Annotated in this window: 17 protein-coding genes and 1 tRNA gene; 7 read left to right on the top strand and 11 right to left on the bottom strand. The window is 61.4% G+C overall.

Annotation, left to right across the window (positions count from 1 at the left end):
- Positions 1-4: 4 nt before the first annotated feature.
- Entirely contained in the window at positions 5-592 is a 588-nt protein-coding gene (locus FFM53_RS02120; RefSeq protein ID WP_138329564.1) for a deaminase, read from the bottom strand.
- Here FFM53_RS02120 and FFM53_RS02115 point away from each other — a divergent pair.
- The 6 genes from FFM53_RS02115 to FFM53_RS02090 are packed head-to-tail and all read left to right on the top strand — an operon-like array spanning position 591 to position 6067.
- Positions 591-878: a hypothetical protein gene (locus FFM53_RS02115; protein ID WP_138329562.1), complete on the top strand. Its 288-nt coding sequence runs from the start codon at positions 591-593 to the stop codon at positions 876-878. The genes FFM53_RS02120 and FFM53_RS02115 overlap by 2 nt on opposite strands.
- Positions 862-2298 (top strand): siroheme synthase CysG, encoded by a 1437-nt coding sequence (gene cysG, locus FFM53_RS02110; protein WP_138389250.1) that lies wholly within the window; start codon positions 862-864, stop codon positions 2296-2298. Before FFM53_RS02115 ends, cysG begins: the two co-directional genes overlap by 17 nt.
- Positions 2299-2300: 2 nt before the next feature.
- On the top strand, positions 2301-2615 hold the full coding sequence (locus FFM53_RS02105; RefSeq protein ID WP_011651871.1) for a DUF2849 domain-containing protein: 315 nt from the start codon (positions 2301-2303) through the stop codon (positions 2613-2615).
- An 8-nt stretch (positions 2616-2623) separates the two neighbouring features.
- A complete protein-coding gene (locus FFM53_RS02100) occupies positions 2624-4294 on the top strand; it encodes a nitrite/sulfite reductase (protein ID WP_138389249.1) in 1671 nt (556 codons plus the stop codon).
- Between the two features lie 10 nt (positions 4295-4304).
- Positions 4305-4817 (top strand): DUF934 domain-containing protein, encoded by a 513-nt coding sequence (locus FFM53_RS02095; RefSeq protein WP_138389248.1) that lies wholly within the window; start codon positions 4305-4307, stop codon positions 4815-4817.
- Positions 4818-4855: 38 nt separating this feature from the next.
- A complete protein-coding gene (locus tag FFM53_RS02090; RefSeq protein ID WP_138389247.1) occupies positions 4856-6067 on the top strand; it encodes a UbiH/UbiF family hydroxylase in 1212 nt (403 codons plus the stop codon).
- Here FFM53_RS02090 and FFM53_RS02085 read toward each other — a convergent pair.
- The 8 genes from FFM53_RS02085 to FFM53_RS02055 form a co-directional block, all read right to left on the bottom strand.
- Positions 6035-6997 carry an AEC family transporter gene (locus FFM53_RS02085; protein WP_138389246.1) on the bottom strand — a complete coding sequence of 321 codons (963 nt, stop codon included), beginning with the start codon at positions 6995-6997 and terminating at the stop codon, positions 6035-6037. The genes FFM53_RS02090 and FFM53_RS02085 overlap by 33 nt on opposite strands.
- A gap of 221 nt (positions 6998-7218) precedes the next feature.
- Positions 7219-8154, bottom strand: a complete 936-nt coding sequence (locus tag FFM53_RS02080) for an MBL fold metallo-hydrolase (RefSeq protein WP_138389303.1) — start codon at positions 8152-8154, stop codon at positions 7219-7221.
- A 209-nt stretch (positions 8155-8363) separates the two neighbouring features.
- Complete coding sequence (locus FFM53_RS02075; RefSeq protein ID WP_138329551.1) at positions 8364-8852, bottom strand: cupin; 489 nt, start codon at positions 8850-8852, stop codon at positions 8364-8366.
- 121 nt (positions 8853-8973) lie between these two features.
- The gene (locus tag FFM53_RS36810) at positions 8974-9108 is read right to left on the bottom strand and encodes a hypothetical protein (protein ID WP_281385729.1); all 135 of its coding nucleotides are present in this window, start codon (positions 9106-9108) and stop codon (positions 8974-8976) included.
- 226 nt (positions 9109-9334) lie between these two features.
- A complete protein-coding gene (locus FFM53_RS02070) occupies positions 9335-10126 on the bottom strand; it encodes an SDR family NAD(P)-dependent oxidoreductase (protein WP_138389245.1) in 792 nt (263 codons plus the stop codon).
- A gap of 343 nt (positions 10127-10469) precedes the next feature.
- Complete coding sequence (locus FFM53_RS02065; protein WP_138329548.1) at positions 10470-11264, bottom strand: potassium channel family protein; 795 nt, start codon at positions 11262-11264, stop codon at positions 10470-10472.
- A 249-nt stretch (positions 11265-11513) separates the two neighbouring features.
- The gene (locus tag FFM53_RS02060) at positions 11514-12284 is read right to left on the bottom strand and encodes an SDR family NAD(P)-dependent oxidoreductase (protein ID WP_138329546.1); all 771 of its coding nucleotides are present in this window, start codon (positions 12282-12284) and stop codon (positions 11514-11516) included.
- Between the two features lie 238 nt (positions 12285-12522).
- Complete coding sequence (locus tag FFM53_RS02055) at positions 12523-13272, bottom strand: cytochrome c biogenesis CcdA family protein (protein WP_025394453.1); 750 nt, start codon at positions 13270-13272, stop codon at positions 12523-12525.
- 253 nt (positions 13273-13525) lie between these two features.
- On the opposite strand from FFM53_RS02055, the gene FFM53_RS02050 reads away from it, so the two are divergent.
- Positions 13526-13601: transfer RNA gene (locus FFM53_RS02050), tRNA-Lys, on the top strand.
- 189 nt (positions 13602-13790) lie between these two features.
- Here FFM53_RS02050 and FFM53_RS02045 read toward each other — a convergent pair.
- Together FFM53_RS02045 and FFM53_RS02040 are read right to left on the bottom strand one after the other, a co-directional pair.
- Positions 13791-14096 (bottom strand): ATPase inhibitor subunit zeta, encoded by a 306-nt coding sequence (locus FFM53_RS02045; RefSeq protein WP_138329544.1) that lies wholly within the window; start codon positions 14094-14096, stop codon positions 13791-13793.
- A gap of 240 nt (positions 14097-14336) precedes the next feature.
- Entirely contained in the window at positions 14337-14537 is a 201-nt protein-coding gene (locus FFM53_RS02040) for a hypothetical protein (RefSeq protein WP_138329542.1), read from the bottom strand.
- Positions 14538-14632: the final 95 nt, after the last annotated feature.

The following is a 14632-nucleotide window of genomic DNA, read 5'->3' as shown; positions in this document are numbered from 1 at the left end:
GCCCTCAATTCAGGGGAATATCGTTGGCGCTCTTCGACGATTGGTAGCTGGACGACAGCGCGTCGTAGCGCGCCTTGATGCCGGCGGTCTGCGTCTTCAGCGCGGTCTTCAGCTGAGCCTCTTCGGTCTCGACAAGATCGGCGATGGCAAAGCTGTTCCAGAAGGCGTTTTGCCTGCGGTAGCCGCCGGGTTCAAGCCCGAAGACCTCCTTCAGGATCTTCAGGTCGTGCGGAATGGCGAAGGCGTCGCGCGAATCCTCATGGCTGAAAAAATAGTAGAAATTGTCGAAGCCGGCCCAGGTGATCGCCGACATGCACATGGTGCAGGGTTCGTGCGTCGACAGGAAGATCAGATCCTTGGTCGGCGGCTTGTCGCCAAGCTCGTAGAAACGCTTCAGCGTATGCACTTCGCCGTGCCAGAGCGGATTTTCCAGCTCGTTATTGGTCTCGGCGACGACGAGCGAAAGATCGGATTTCCTTAAGATCGCCGCACCGAACACCTTGTTGCCAAGCGAAACGCCACGCTCCGTCAGCGGCAGGATATCGTCTTCCATGACCTGAAGCAGGCGGGAGGCAATGGTCTTATCAGGCATGAGGACACTCCAGTTTTCCTCAGTCTATCGCCTTGGCGGCGCGAGTGAAATGCGTCAAGCACCGGTGGACGTCTTTTGTCACAGGCTTTATACTGCACCGCAGCAAGCGGGCTGGGGAATATGCGGCTTTTTGGCCGCACGGGTGACTTTTCTCAAATCACTGACAGCACGAGCAAAAGAATACCTGCTTGCTTGGGCTTTCGAATTTCTGTTCCTTCAATCCCTTGTCGATCAAGGGCATATTCCGGCAACCTCGAAGTGGATTGATGATGCCTTCCAAGACTGAACAGCTTTCGGTATTTCCCGCCTTCTTCCGCGTGGAAGGCCAGAAGACGGCTGTCTTCGGCAATGGTGACGAAGCGTTCGCCAAGGTGCGGCTGCTGCTGAACACAAAGGCGCGGATTGTCGCCTATGCCGACCGGCCGGAAGCTGATTACCACGCTTTCCTGATCGCCAACCGGATCGAGACCGTGCGCGCTGCCTTCTCAGCCGAACAGGCCGAGGGTTCAGCGCTCGTTTTCGCCGCAACCGGCAATGAAGCTGATGACCGCAGCATCGTCGATGCCGCCCGCGCTGCCAGAATTCCGGCCAATGCCGTCGATCAGCCCGATTACTGCGATTTCTTCACGCCGGCGCTGGTCAACCGCGCGCCCGTCGCCGTTGCGATCGGCACCGAAGGGGCAGGGCCGGTTCTGGCGCAGATGATCCGCGCGCAGATCGACCAGCTTCTTTCGCCCTCGCTCGGCCGCCTTGCCGGGCTGGCGACGAGCTACCGCAAGGCTGTCGAACAACTGATTCCCAGAGGCGTCTCCCGCCGGGTCTTCTGGCGCCGCTTCTTTTCCGGTGCCGTTGCCGATGCGGTCGCCAACGGCAACCTGCCGCAGGCCCGCCATGCCGCCGACCGGCTGCTGCACGCGATGGACAAGGTCGCCGGCCACGTCTGGCTGGTCGGCGCCGGTCCGGGTGCCGAGGATCTGCTGACGCTGCGCGCTCAGCGCGTGATGATGGAAGCCGACGTCATCGTCTATGACGCGCTGGTGCCGCAGGCGATCGTCGATATGGGCCGCCGCGATGCCGAGCGGCTTTCTGTCGGCAAGCGCAAGGGCTGCCACTCGAAGTCCCAGGAAGAAATCAACGACCTGCTGGTCGAGCTCGGCCGCCAGGGCAAGCGTGTCGTCCGTCTGAAATCCGGCGATCCGCTGGTCTACGGCCGGGCAGGGGAAGAGATGGCCGCACTGCGTGCTGCCGGTATCACCTATGAGGTCGTGCCTGGCATCACCTCGGCTTTCGCCGCCGCTGCCGATTTCGAGCTGCCGCTGACGCTGCGCGGCGTCGCCTCCTCGCTGGTCTTCACCACCGGCCATGATCTCACAGGCGACGTGCTGCCCGATTGGGCAAGCCTTGCCGTTTCCGGCGCGACGATCGCCGTCTATATGGGCCGCACGGTTGCCGCCTCCGTCGCCGAGCGGCTGATGCAGGCGGGCATCCCTTCTGAGACCACTGTCGCCGTCATCGAAAATGCCAGCCGCGCCGATCGCCGCCTGCTGCATGGCACGCTTGCCGATCTGCCCGATCTGCAGCACCGCGACGAGTTGACCGGGCCCGTCATGGTCATCATCGGCGATGCGGTCGCCGGCGCCAATTTCGAACTGTCCGAGCCCTTGGTGCGCGCAAACGCCCGGCTCGAGGAACTTGCAAGGAGCTGAATATGGGTGACAAGGTTCTGACCGCCAACCGGCTGACGGACGGCATTGCCGTCTGGCTGGATGCGAACGGCAAGTGGTCCACGTCGTTGCAGGAGGCGCTCGTTGCCCGTCATGCCGAGGCCGTTGCGGCGCTGGAGGCGATCGGCAAGAAATCCTATGCCGACAACGAGGTCGTTGACGTCGCCGTCGTCGACGTTCAGGAAACCAACGGCATTCTCTGGCCGCTTCGCCTTCGTGAGCGCATCCGCGCACAAGGCCCGACCATGGAATATGCCCCGGGCTACGCTCCTGCCGATCCCGAATTCATTGCAGTCTGAGGAAGACGATGTACCGTTACGACGAATTTGACCATGCCTTTGTTACCGAGCGCGTCGAGCAGTTTCGCGATCAGGTCGAGCGCCGCCTTTCCGGCGAGCTCGCCGAGGACGCGTTCAAGCCGCTGCGCCTGATGAACGGCGTCTACCTGCAGCTCCACGCCTACATGCTGCGCATCGCCATTCCCTATGGCACGCTGAGCTCGCGCCAGCTGCGCATGCTCGCCCATATCGCCCGGACCTATGACCGCGGCTATGGCCACTTCACCACGCGCCAGAACCTGCAGTTCAACTGGCCGAAGCTGTCGGATATTCCAGATGCGCTGGCAGACCTCGCGAGCGTCGAAATGCATGCCCTGCAGACCTCGGGCAACTGCATCAGAAACGTCACCGCCGATCATTTCGCCGGTGCTGCCGCCGATGAGATCGCCGATCCGCGTCCTTACGCCGAAATCCTGCGCCAGTGGTCGTCGGTCCACCCGGAATTCTCCTTCCTGCCGCGCAAGTTCAAGATCGCCGTCACCGGCGCCGAGCGTGACCGCGCCGCAATCCAGGTCCATGATATCGGCCTGCATGTGAAGACGAACGACAAGGGCGAGATCGGCTTTGCCGTCTATGTCGGGGGCGGCCAGGGCCGTACGCCGATGATCGCCAAGCTGATCCGCGACTTCCTGCCCGAGGAAGACCTGCTCTCCTACACCACGGCTATCGTGCGCGTGTACAATCTGCACGGCCGCCGCGACAACAAATACAAGGCCCGCATCAAGATCCTCGTGCACGAAACCGGCACCGAGGAGCTGACGCGCCAGGTGGAGGCTGAATTCGCCGCGCTGAAGGATACCGAGCTCAAGCTGCCGGAAAAGGACGTCCAGTCGATCGCTGCCTATTTCGCGCCGCCTGAGCTGCCCGAACGCGCCGAAGGCTGGGAAAACCTCGCCCGCTGGAAGAAGGCCGATTCCGGTTTCGCCCGCTGGGTCCAGCAGAACGTGCAGCCGCACAAGAACCCCGATTACGGCATGGTGACGATCTCGCTGAAGCCGATCGGCGGCATTCCGGGCGATGCCTCGGATGCGCAGATGGATGCGATCGCCGATCTTGCCGAGGAATATGCCTTCGACGAAATCCGCGTCAGCCATGAGCAGAACCTCATCCTGCCGCATGTGGCGCTTGCCGATCTCGAAGCCGTCTATCGCGGCCTCGTCGCCATCAATCTTGCCGAAGCCAATGCCGGCCTGATCACCGATATCATTGCCTGTCCTGGGCTGGACTACTGTGCGCTCGCCAATGCGCGCTCCATTCCGCTGGCGCAGGAAATCTCCCGCCGCTTCGGCGATGCCGAACGCCAGGCCGAGATCGGTGAGCTGAAGATCAAGATCTCCGGCTGCATCAATGCCTGCGGCCATCACCATGTCGGCCATATCGGCCTGCTTGGTGTCGAGAAGAAGGGCGCCGAACTCTACCAGATCACCCTCGGCGGCTCCGGCGACGAACATACCTCGATCGGCGAAATCATCGGCCGCGGCTTCGAGCCGGACCGGGTGACGGACGCGATCGAGACGATCGTCGACACCTATCTCGGCCTGCGCCTCGATCATTCCGAGAACTTCCTCGCCGCCTATCGCCGCGTCGGACCGCAGCCTTTCAAGACCGCGCTCTACGGCTCGGCCGCCGAAGCGGCATAAGGAGGGGATGATGACGAAGATCTGGAGAGAAACCGGTTTTGTCGAAAACGATCCCTGGGTGATCGAAACCGACGAGGTGAAGGCGACCGAGGAGCAGAAGCCGCTGCTCGGTCTCGACGAATTGATCGCCAGGGCCGACGAAAGCAACGATGGCGGCCTCGGCGTGCTGATCAAGCCGGCCGACGACGTGCGCCGGCTGGAGCCCTATCTCGATCGCCTCGAAATTGTCGCTGTCGCCTTTCCGGCTTTCAACGACGGCCGCGCCTTCAGCCATGCCTCGCTGCTCCGCCAGCGCCTCGGCTACATCAATGAGCTGCGTGCCGTCGGCGACGTGCTGATCGATCAGGTGCCGCTGATGCTGCGCGTCGGCATCGACAGCTTTTCCGTCACCAACGCCACGGCGCTGAAGCGGCTTTCCGAAAACCGTCTTCCCGCCATTCCCCATCATTATCAGCCGGCGGTGCGTGACGCCGACGCCGGCAAGGGCTATAGTTGGCGCCGTCAGGCGAAGCCGGCCGCATAAGCGGCTGGTCAGCCGTTTTACCTTGACGGAACGGTAGCATGAAGAGATTCGAAGTGGCGGTGATCGGTGGCGGTCTCGCCGGCATGATCGCCGCAATCGCGCTGGCGCGCGGCGGTCGCAATGTCGCGCTGGTGGCACCCCTCGCTCCGAAGGAGGATCGGCGCACCACGGCGCTGATGGATCAATCGATCCGCTTCCTCGACCGCCTGGCGCTCTGGGAAAAGCTCCGCCCCGCAGCAGCCCCTCTCACCAGCATGCGCATCGTCGACGGTACCGATCGGCTGCTGCGCGCCCCGACCACGACTTTCCGTGCGGCCGAGGTCGGCCTCGATGCCTTTGGCTACAATTTCCCCAACAAGGCGTTGACCGGCATTCTCGAAGAGGCCGCGGCCGGCGAGGGCAATATTACCCGCTTCACCGATATGGCCGAATCGATCGAAGTATCGGTCGAGGCCGTCTCGATCACGCTTGCCGGCGGCGAGACGCTGTCGGCTGATTTTGCCGTCGGCGCCGATGGCCGCGGCTCGAAGCTGCGCGAGACCTCAGGCATCACCGTGCGCAACTGGTCCTATCCGCAATCGGCCATGGTGCTGAATTTCGCCCATTCGCTGCCGCACCAGAATATCTCGACCGAATTCCACACCAAACATGGCCCCTTCACCCAGGTTCCGCTGCCGGGAAGCCGCTCCAGCCTGGTCTGGGTGCAGGATCCGGCCGAGGCGGCGAGCCGGATGGAATTGCCGCTTGCCGATCTCAGCGCCCTTGTCGAGGCGCGCATGCAATCCATGCTCGGCAAGGTTGATGTCGAAGAGGGCGTCCAGGTCTGGCCGCTCTCCGGCATGATGGCGCATCGTTTCGGCAAGGGACGGATCGCGCTGATCGGCGAGGCCGCCCATGTCTTCCCGCCGATCGGGGCGCAGGGGCTGAACCTCAGCCTGCGCGATATCATGGCGCTTGCCGATATCCTGTGCGACAGGGCGGAATTGCCGGTGCCGGCCGATGCCGGCGAAAGCTTCGACCGCAGGCGCCGCGCCGACATCATGACGCGCACGGCAAGCGTCGATATCCTCAACCGCTCGCTGCTTTCGGATTTCCTGCCCGTCCAGATGCTGCGGGCCGCCGGCCTGCATATCCTCTCGTCCATACACCCGCTGCGCAACATCGTCATGCGCGAGGGCATCGAGCCCGGCCGCGGCTTTCGCGATATTCCGGATGCGCTACGGGAAAAGCTGAAGCGGAAGAAGGCCTGATCGGATCACGATCAGCCAGAGCGAGACAGTCACCACCGAAAACACGGTGGTGATCAGGATCGTCGCCGAGGCACGCTCCTGCCAGACGCCATATTGCTGGCCGATGACGAAGACATTGGTCGCCGTCGGCAGTGAGGCAAGCAGCACGGCCGCCTGGATCCAGACCGGCTCGAAACCACCAACCGCTGTCAGCGCAATGAAAACCGCGATCGGATGCAGGATCAGCTTCGCCGGCACGATATAGGAGATCTCAGCCGGGATCCGTTTCAGCGGCCGGAGCGCCAGCGTCACGCCCATGGCAAAGAGCGCGCAGGGAGCTGCCGCCTGGGCGAGATAGTCGACCAAGCGCTGAAACGCCGTCGGCTGGTCGATGTGCAAGGCGGCCACAGCAAAGCCCAGCGCCGTCGACAGGATGAAGGGATGCAGCGCGACCTTCCGCACGATATCGGCGGCGAGTTGGCCTGTTGAACGCTTGTCGTCGCCGGCCGCGGCCATCAGCGCCGGCGCCACGATGAAATGCAGCGCGTTCTCGAAGCAGATGATCAGCGCCACCGGCACGGCCGCGCCTTCGCCGAGCGCCAAGAGTGCCAAGCCCGGCCCCATATATCCGATATTGCCATAGGCGCCGGCAAAGGACTGGATGGTGCAATCGGCCAGCGAATTGCCGCGCACGACGCGGCCGATGACGAAAAGCAGGATGAAGACCGCATAGGTCGCCGCGATATCGGTGACGATGAAATCGACCCGCGTCAGCTCCTCGATCGGCGTACGCGAGACGAGCTTGAAGAACAGAGCGGGCAGGGCGGCATAGATGATGAAGGTATTCAGCCAGCCGAGCGCTTCGGCCGGCTGCTTCGTCGCCTTGGCGGCGATGTAACCGATCAGGATCAGGCCGAAGAACGGCAATAGCAGGCTGACAATATCGGCCAAGAGGTCTTCCAGGGCGCGGGGATGATGGGCGGGTCAGGATCTGACTTAAGCAATTCCAGCAAAAGTGTGTAGCGGTTTTCGTCCGGAATTGCACAGAAACAAGAGCAATTCCGAGTGAAAATGTGTAGTGGTTTAGCGTTCGGAATTGCTCAAAAAACAAACCAGTAGAGCGTGGACTCATTCACGCGATGAGCACACGCTCTACGACCCCCAACAAGCGATTAATAGTCCCAGAAGGCCGCCACCCAACGAAAGGCATCGCCGTCGACCGCCACCCGGCCGACGGACGGGAACGGCAGGTGAGTGGCCACCAGCTGCTCGCCGGTCTCCGCCAGCTCCCGCAAAAGACGGATCCGAACGCGCGCCGCCTCCTCGGGGTCATGTTCGAAGCCGTTGAACCAGTCGGGGTGCTCAAACCCCACCGCGAACACGGCGTCGCCGGCAAACATCAGCCGGTCGCCGCCGGACGCCAGGCGGATCACGCTGTGCCCGGGGGTGTGGCCGCCGGTGCGATGGACGACCACGCCCGGCGCCACCTCGTACTCGTCATCGAACAACCTGAAATGGCTGCGATACTCTTTGGCGAACCGCTTAGCGGTCGCCCGAAGCGCGTCCGGGAAGCCCGGCGGCATGGAGACCCGGGAGAAATCGGGCGCCTCCCAGAACTTGACCTCGGCGGCCGCCACGTGGATCCGCAGGTCCGGACGCAGCTGGTCCTTCACCCCGTCGACGAGCAGCCCGCCAATGTGGTCCATATGCATGTGGGTCAGCACCACGTCGGTCACCGACGCAAGATCGATGCCGGCGGCCTCCAGTCGCTTGATCAGCTGCCCGGCCTTCGGCAGGTGCAAGTCCGGGTCGAGCCCCAGCCCGGCGTCGAGGAGCATGGTCTGGTCGCCGCTGCGCACCACGACCACGTTCAGCGCCCAATCCAAAGCGTCCGGCGGCAGGAACATGTCTTTCAGCCAGGCCGCTCGGACGGCGGGATCGATGTTGTGTCCCAGCATCGCGGTTGGGAGCGGTAGCACTCCATCGCTGACCACCAGCACCTCAATCTCGCCGATATTCAGCGCATAGCGCGACGGAACCAACTCGTCGAGCGGGGGTCTACCGGGGTGAAATGTGTTTTCCTGGCTCATGCTTGTCTCGAGGCTCATGTCTGTCTCCTTCTGACCGCCGCCTATGCGCGGCATCGACGACGCTACATGGAGGCGTGTTTGCGATCGATTGGGTCGAGGGATAAGGGCGAGTGGGTCGAGGGACAGGCCGAGCCATACCTCGGCATAGGTGCAGGCCTCGCTTTTTGCTGCCGGCGTGGTGCTGATGGCGGCGGCGTCGATCAGATTGGCGAACACGGCAAGCCCTGCTACCGCCATTTCTCGATGAGAAATCCCGATGGTCCTTGAACGGGATCGGTGTGGGGTAAGGGTACTGACGAGATTTTCGTCAGCGTTTCGCTAGAAGCAGCCGAAGTCTGAATGTCGGCATGCTGTCCCTTAGGATAAGCGCCGATGACCTGGAAGTTCGACGTGCAGCCGAGATTCTGATGCCCTGTCCCGGCTGGAAGCACCAGACAGTCTCCGGCCGCCACCGCTATTGCTTGACCGCCGGGACCACCAATCAGCAGCTTGGCGCTACCAAGTGCAATTCCCAGCACTTCATGGGCACCGGAATGGTAGTGCTGATAATCGAAGACACCGTTTGTCCAGATGCCTGTCCAACCGTTTGCTGCGAAGCGACGTTCGAAATCGGTCGGTCCGCCGTCGGCAAACAGCCCTCTGTAAAGCAATACAGGAAGATGCGGGTTGTTCGGGACCCAGTCGCTCGGCCCGAAAATTATCGTCTCGATGTTCATGCTGAATTCCCAAGGTAGTCGTCGATTGCCGCGACGCGACGGCCATCGAGCCGTCGACGTTGTTCGCCCAAGTCTTTCGTTGCGTTTTCCATTGAACTCATCTGCGCTGATGGTCTCGAGGCTAAACCTTGGCGGTCGCCAGCGGTTCCTTGACGTGCCGTGGTTTCGGAGACGACGCATTGAGGTTAAGCTCATGAATGATGTTGGGATCGCCGGCGGCGGCCACGAATGTGGGGAACCATTCGAGGCCGGTCATGATCCGCTTTGCAGACTGCAGGGAGGCACCTTGCCGGGCCAACGGAACATGGCGGGCGCGCGAAAGATCGAGGCTACTTCGGGCACCGCCTTTTCGATAGGCTACTGGTCTGCGAAAGGGTGAGAATTGGAGGGGTTTGGAAAGGCGGCCAAACAGCCCGCCACCGCAGCGCATCGCGGAGACAACTTCCGACGAAGACGGTGCAGTGGCCGATCGGTGGAGTCCGTCAGAGCGTGTCGATCAGGCCTCCGTCCACGCGCATCGAAGCTCCAGTCGTTGCGGACGCCAAAGGGGAGGCCAGATAGGTGACGAGATTGGCAATTTCCTCGACGCTCGCAGCGCGTTGGATGATCGAACCGGCGCGGTGCTTCTTGACGAAATCCGCCGCCACCTCCTCGATCGGTTTCCCTGTCTTCGCACGTTCCTCGGCGAGCATCGCCTCGACGCCTTCGGACAGCGTGGGGCCGGGAAGGACGGAGTTCACGGTGACGCCCGTGCCGGTCATCCGCTTGGCAAGGCCGCGGGCAACCGCGATGTCCGCGGTCTTGCTGACACCGTAGTGGATCATCTCGACCGGTATGTTAAAGCCGGATTCCGACGCGATGAAGATGACGCGGCCCCAATCGAGCTTCTGCATGCCCGGAAGATATGCGCGCGAGAGCCTGACGGCGGACATGACGTTCACCTGCCAGTGGCGGTCCCATACCTCGTCGTCCGCATCGAAGAAGTCTAGCGGCTGGAAGATGCCGGCGTTGTTGATGAGGATGTCCACGTGAGGAACTTGGGCGACAAGAGCGTCACATCCGCCAGCGGTTGCGAGATCCGCTGCCGCCGCGGTCACGCTTCCCTTGGCGCCTTCGCCTTTCAGCCGGTCGGCGGCCTTCGCGGTCTTTTCTTCGGAGCGGCCGTTGACCACCACGTCCGCACCCGCCCTCGCGAGCTGGCGGACGATTGCGTATCCAATGCCTTCGGTGGATCCGGTAACTAGAGCGGTCTTGCCTGTGAGGTCGATCTGCATCTTCTGCTCCTGTGAGGTTGGATGACAGAACGTATGAACTGACGACCGGTCTCGCAACAGCCCACGATGCGGATAATCCTCTCGCGAGAGGATGATGTCGGCGGCGGCGTGCTCCCCGGCATGGGCGGGCTGCAATCCGACGGACCCGATTTGAAATGGTGCGCCGGGGCGGCGCAAGCCAATGAGCTGGCACAACAACATCCGCGGGGCTGCGCTCCAACCTGAAGACGTGGCTCGCTTGCAAGATTCCGCGTTCACTGGTTGTCCCAATACGATCTTGGGCGCCCTCTCAGACGACGACTGCGTGCGATTTCCTGGCGTATCGTCCAGCCAGGGTCGACGGTCACGATCCCTCGTCCGGTATGTTCAAGACCTCTCCGCACGCCTTGCAATGAACGGCGTCGGCGTCATGGCGCTGAAGGCCGCATCGGTGGCAGGAATAGGTCACCTTGTGAGGGCGGACGACTGCCTGAGCAAGCCTGACGAATAGGGAGATGCCGACGATCATCGTCACAACGGAAGTGAGCTTGCCCAGCGTTCCCGGAAGCGTGATGTCTCCGAATCCCGTCGTCGTCACCGTCGCGACCGTGAAGTATAGCGCATCGACGAATCCTTCGCTTCCCTCCCTGTTGTAGAAGAAGGACGTATAGACGAACCCGGTTGCCATGAAGAGGAACACAAGCAGATTGATCACCGCCCGGACGACGTCGAGAAGGTATAAATAGCCGGCCTTGCGCAGCAAGTCCTTGAGCAGCGGACTCGTGCCGATCGCCCAGAGCCGCATGATCCGCAGGAAAGCGAAATTGAAGAGCAGGTCCGGCAGCAACAGCGTGGCCAGCACCACGAAGTCGATCCAGGTCATCGGCCGCCGAATCCACTCGCGCACAGAGTATGCGGCGACCGCCCGGCCGACCATCTCGGCGGCGATCCACACTGCTATCGCATAGTCGATGATCAGATAGGACGGACCGGATCGCAGGTACGGGCCGAGCAGGAAGAAGGCGAGAATGGCGACGTCAATGGCAGCAAATACCAGCCGAAAGGTGACCGCCTGCCTGCCGTCGGCCCTATCGAGCCTTCGCAGCACCTGACGAAGCGAATTCTGCCGAGAGCCGTTGTCGGATTCGAAGGTTTTCATCCAGGGAATGTAGATCCCTCATTGGCGTCCGCAAGTCGCCAAGAGATCGAACTCCTCGGTGACAGTCTTTCTGCTCGACCACTCTTTCGCTCCGGGCCGAATTCGTGGCCAGTTTGCGTGAGAGCTATTGATGCTGGTCGAAATCTTAGATCAGCATCGCCAGCGCCTTTGCCGATGACGTAGGACGATCCTTGTCCGGCAAATCGTTGTTCTCGTCTGGACAGGTTGCGCTGCAGAGGCGCTTCGATCTCAGGCGACGGACCATCCACCGTCCACCAGCAGGTTCGCGCCGGTGATCAGGCTCGCGGCCGGTGATGCAAGGAAGACTACGGCACCCACCACATCGTCGGTTTCACCGATCCGGCCGAGCGGAATGTGACCAAGCGTCGCTTCGCGATTGTCGGCATCGGATAGAAAAGGTGCTGTGCCATCGGTGTGAATGAACGTCGGCGATACGGTATTTACGGTGACATCATAGCGTGCCCATTCGGCTGCGAGGCAGCGCGTAAGGTGATTGATCGCCGCCTTGCTCATGCAATAGATTGCCTCGCCGCGCAGTGCCACGGTACCGGCCTGTGAGCTGATGTTGATGATCCGGCCGCCATTGCGTTTGATCATGTGCCGGCCCACAGCCTGCGTCATCAGAAAGGTACCCTTGATGTTGACATCGAGTATCTCGTCAAGATCCTTCTCCTCAACGAGTTCCGCGAGATTGCCCGGAGCCACGCCGACATTATTGACGAGGATGTCGATCCGACCGAACGTCGCAAGCGCCGCGTCGACGGCTTGCGCGATATGGGCCTTATTGGGAATGGCCAGTTCAACGGGCAGAACCTTTCGTCCCGCGCCCTCCAGTTCGGCAACCAGGCTCGCCGACGCTGCGACATCGCGGACCCCCAAAACAATATCGGAACCTGCTGCGGCACAGGCAAGTGCGCAAGCTCGACCGATGCCACGGCTCGCTCCCGTCACTAAGGTCACCTTGCCCTCAAGGCTGAAGTCCGGCGCATTCTTCTGCATCACGATGCCTCCCTCGATGAAGCTCCATTTATGGCAGCGTCGGCGTGCGGATGCCAGATGTTCTGCGAGCGCTGTCCCTTTGACCAATGGGCGATCCCGCAACGTGGGACGCTTTTCTCGATGGGCCCCGCAAAAAGCCGCATTGCCCGTCGGTTTCAACACACGACGCGACAGCGCGGGAGGAAGCGGAGGAGCCCACGCACCTGCACCATGGCCTGGAAAATCGGCAGCCGGTGGCCTAGCCGATCTGCATCAGGATCGGAAACGTCTGCTGGAACCAGATCGCCACATTGCTGACCCATCCGAACAGGAAGGCGAGACCGGTAAGCACGAGGAACAGACCCATCACCTTTTCCACCGTGCCGAGATGGCGGCGGAAGCGCGACAGGAAGCGCATGAAGGCGCCGGAAAAGCCGGCGGCGATCCAGAAGGGGATGGCAAGGCCGAGCGAATAGATGGCGAGCAGCCCGGCGCCGGAGCCGACCGTCTCGCGCGAGGCGGCAACGCCCAGGATGGCCCCGAGCACCGGGCCGATGCAGGGCGTCCAGCCGAAGGCGAAGGCAAGGCCCATGATATAGGCGCCTGTCAGCGTCGCCGGCTTGCCGCTGCCCTGGAAGCGCGCCTCACGCGCCAGCACCCCGATTCGAAAGAGGCCAAGGAAGTTCAGCCCCATGACGATGATGATCAGCCCGCCGATCTTCGACAGCAGGTCGAGATGCTGGCGAAGCGCCATGCCGATGCTCGAAGCACCGGCGCCGAGTGCCACGAAGACGGTGGCAAAGCCGAGCGTGAACAGCAGAGCCGAGAAAAACACGCCGCGCCTGACGTCGGGCGCCACCGCCACCGCACCGCCGCCGCGGAACTGCTCGACGGAAATGCCGGCCATATAGCAGAGATAGGGCGGAACGAGGGGCAGCACGCAGGGCGACAGGAAGGAAAGCGCCCCGGCAATGAGCGCGCTCCACAGGGAAATATCGGCAATCGACACGCACTCTCTCCGGCTGCAATCTGCGTGATGTTCCTAGCTTTGCAGCCAAGCGATTGCCAATCACCTTTTTGCGCGCGCAAGAAATCTGTCTTCGCTCGTGCAGGACATCGGTCTTTGCACGCAAGCCATTTGTCTTTGCGCCCGCAAGAAATGTGCCGGGCGCAGAAAAAGGCAAATTTTTCGGTTGACCGCAATGGGTCGCCTGCCTATGTTCCGCCCACTTCCAGCCGGGGTGGTCACACCCGCGGAGAGGGAGAGCGTAGCTCAGCTGGTAGAGCAACTGACTTTTAATCAGTAGGTCTCGGGTTCGAACCCCGACGCTCTCACCAAAATTTCAAGCAATATCAATACTGTAGTATGTGTAAAGGGCGTCAGTGATTGGGGCCCTTTTACGCACTTTACGGCGCATGACGCAGTTTTACGGCACATGACACATGGGCATGTAAAAAAACGCCGGCTGGTGAGGCCGACGGCTACATACCGTACGAAACGCGCCCGGAGTGCAGGTCGCTTGGTGCTTAAGGCTGTCCAGCGGCCTCGACCAGAAATTCACTCATCTTTGCTGCCACGTCCTGCTCGCTGACGTTCTGACCAGCCGCTTGAAGATCCGCCATAGCTTTCGAGAGAACTCCAGCGTCTCCACCCCCTTTAAAGCGGGCATCAGTGATTTCAGCGCCGTAGCCCGCAACATCATCCCGACCAATGAGGCCTGCAATCCATTGCGCCAAAAGCTTGTCCATGCGAGATTTGAGCTTGATGGACCTCTCGGCGTCTTGGAAGTATTGATCCTCCATCGCCTTTTTGCGGTCTCCTAAGTCGGCCATCGTTGTTTCTCCCTGATTTGTGTCATCTCCGCCTACAGAGTATTTTTAGCACATTAAACGCCACACCATCTGATTTAACGTGATGATTGGCGTTCACGACGAAGTCATCATCTCTTTGGACATCGTGTGCACGGGGTTCTATTCGCACCTGCCGCAAGCGAGAGCCTCACGAAGCATCGCTTTTCGTAATCATGAACGGGTTGGCAAGCGCCAGTATAAATTTCACGGAAAGAAGCGATCCTAGATCAACAGTCGCAATAACGCGCCCTCATCCTTCACGCCATGCTGGTACGAATGGATAACCCGCCGAGCCAGATCTTCACGCTCGGTGTCTGTTGTGATTCGTCGCACTGAACTGATGTGGTCGAATACTCTCTGGCAGAGGGCAACCTCTTCGTCGCCCAACACTGTTTGTGCTTCGGCTATCTGGGACAGGATCATGATCGCTCTCACTTCCTTCGGATCGATAGGAGGGTGGAACATCTGCTTTTTAAGCGAATGAAGGGAGACACAAGGTCGTGAGGTCTCGCGCCTAT

The organism is Rhizobium indicum (assembly GCF_005862305.2).
Lineage (GTDB): Bacteria > Pseudomonadota > Alphaproteobacteria > Rhizobiales > Rhizobiaceae > Rhizobium > Rhizobium indicum.
The sequence above is the reverse complement of the archived record's forward strand: the minus strand, read 5'-3'. Positions and strand labels throughout refer to the sequence as shown.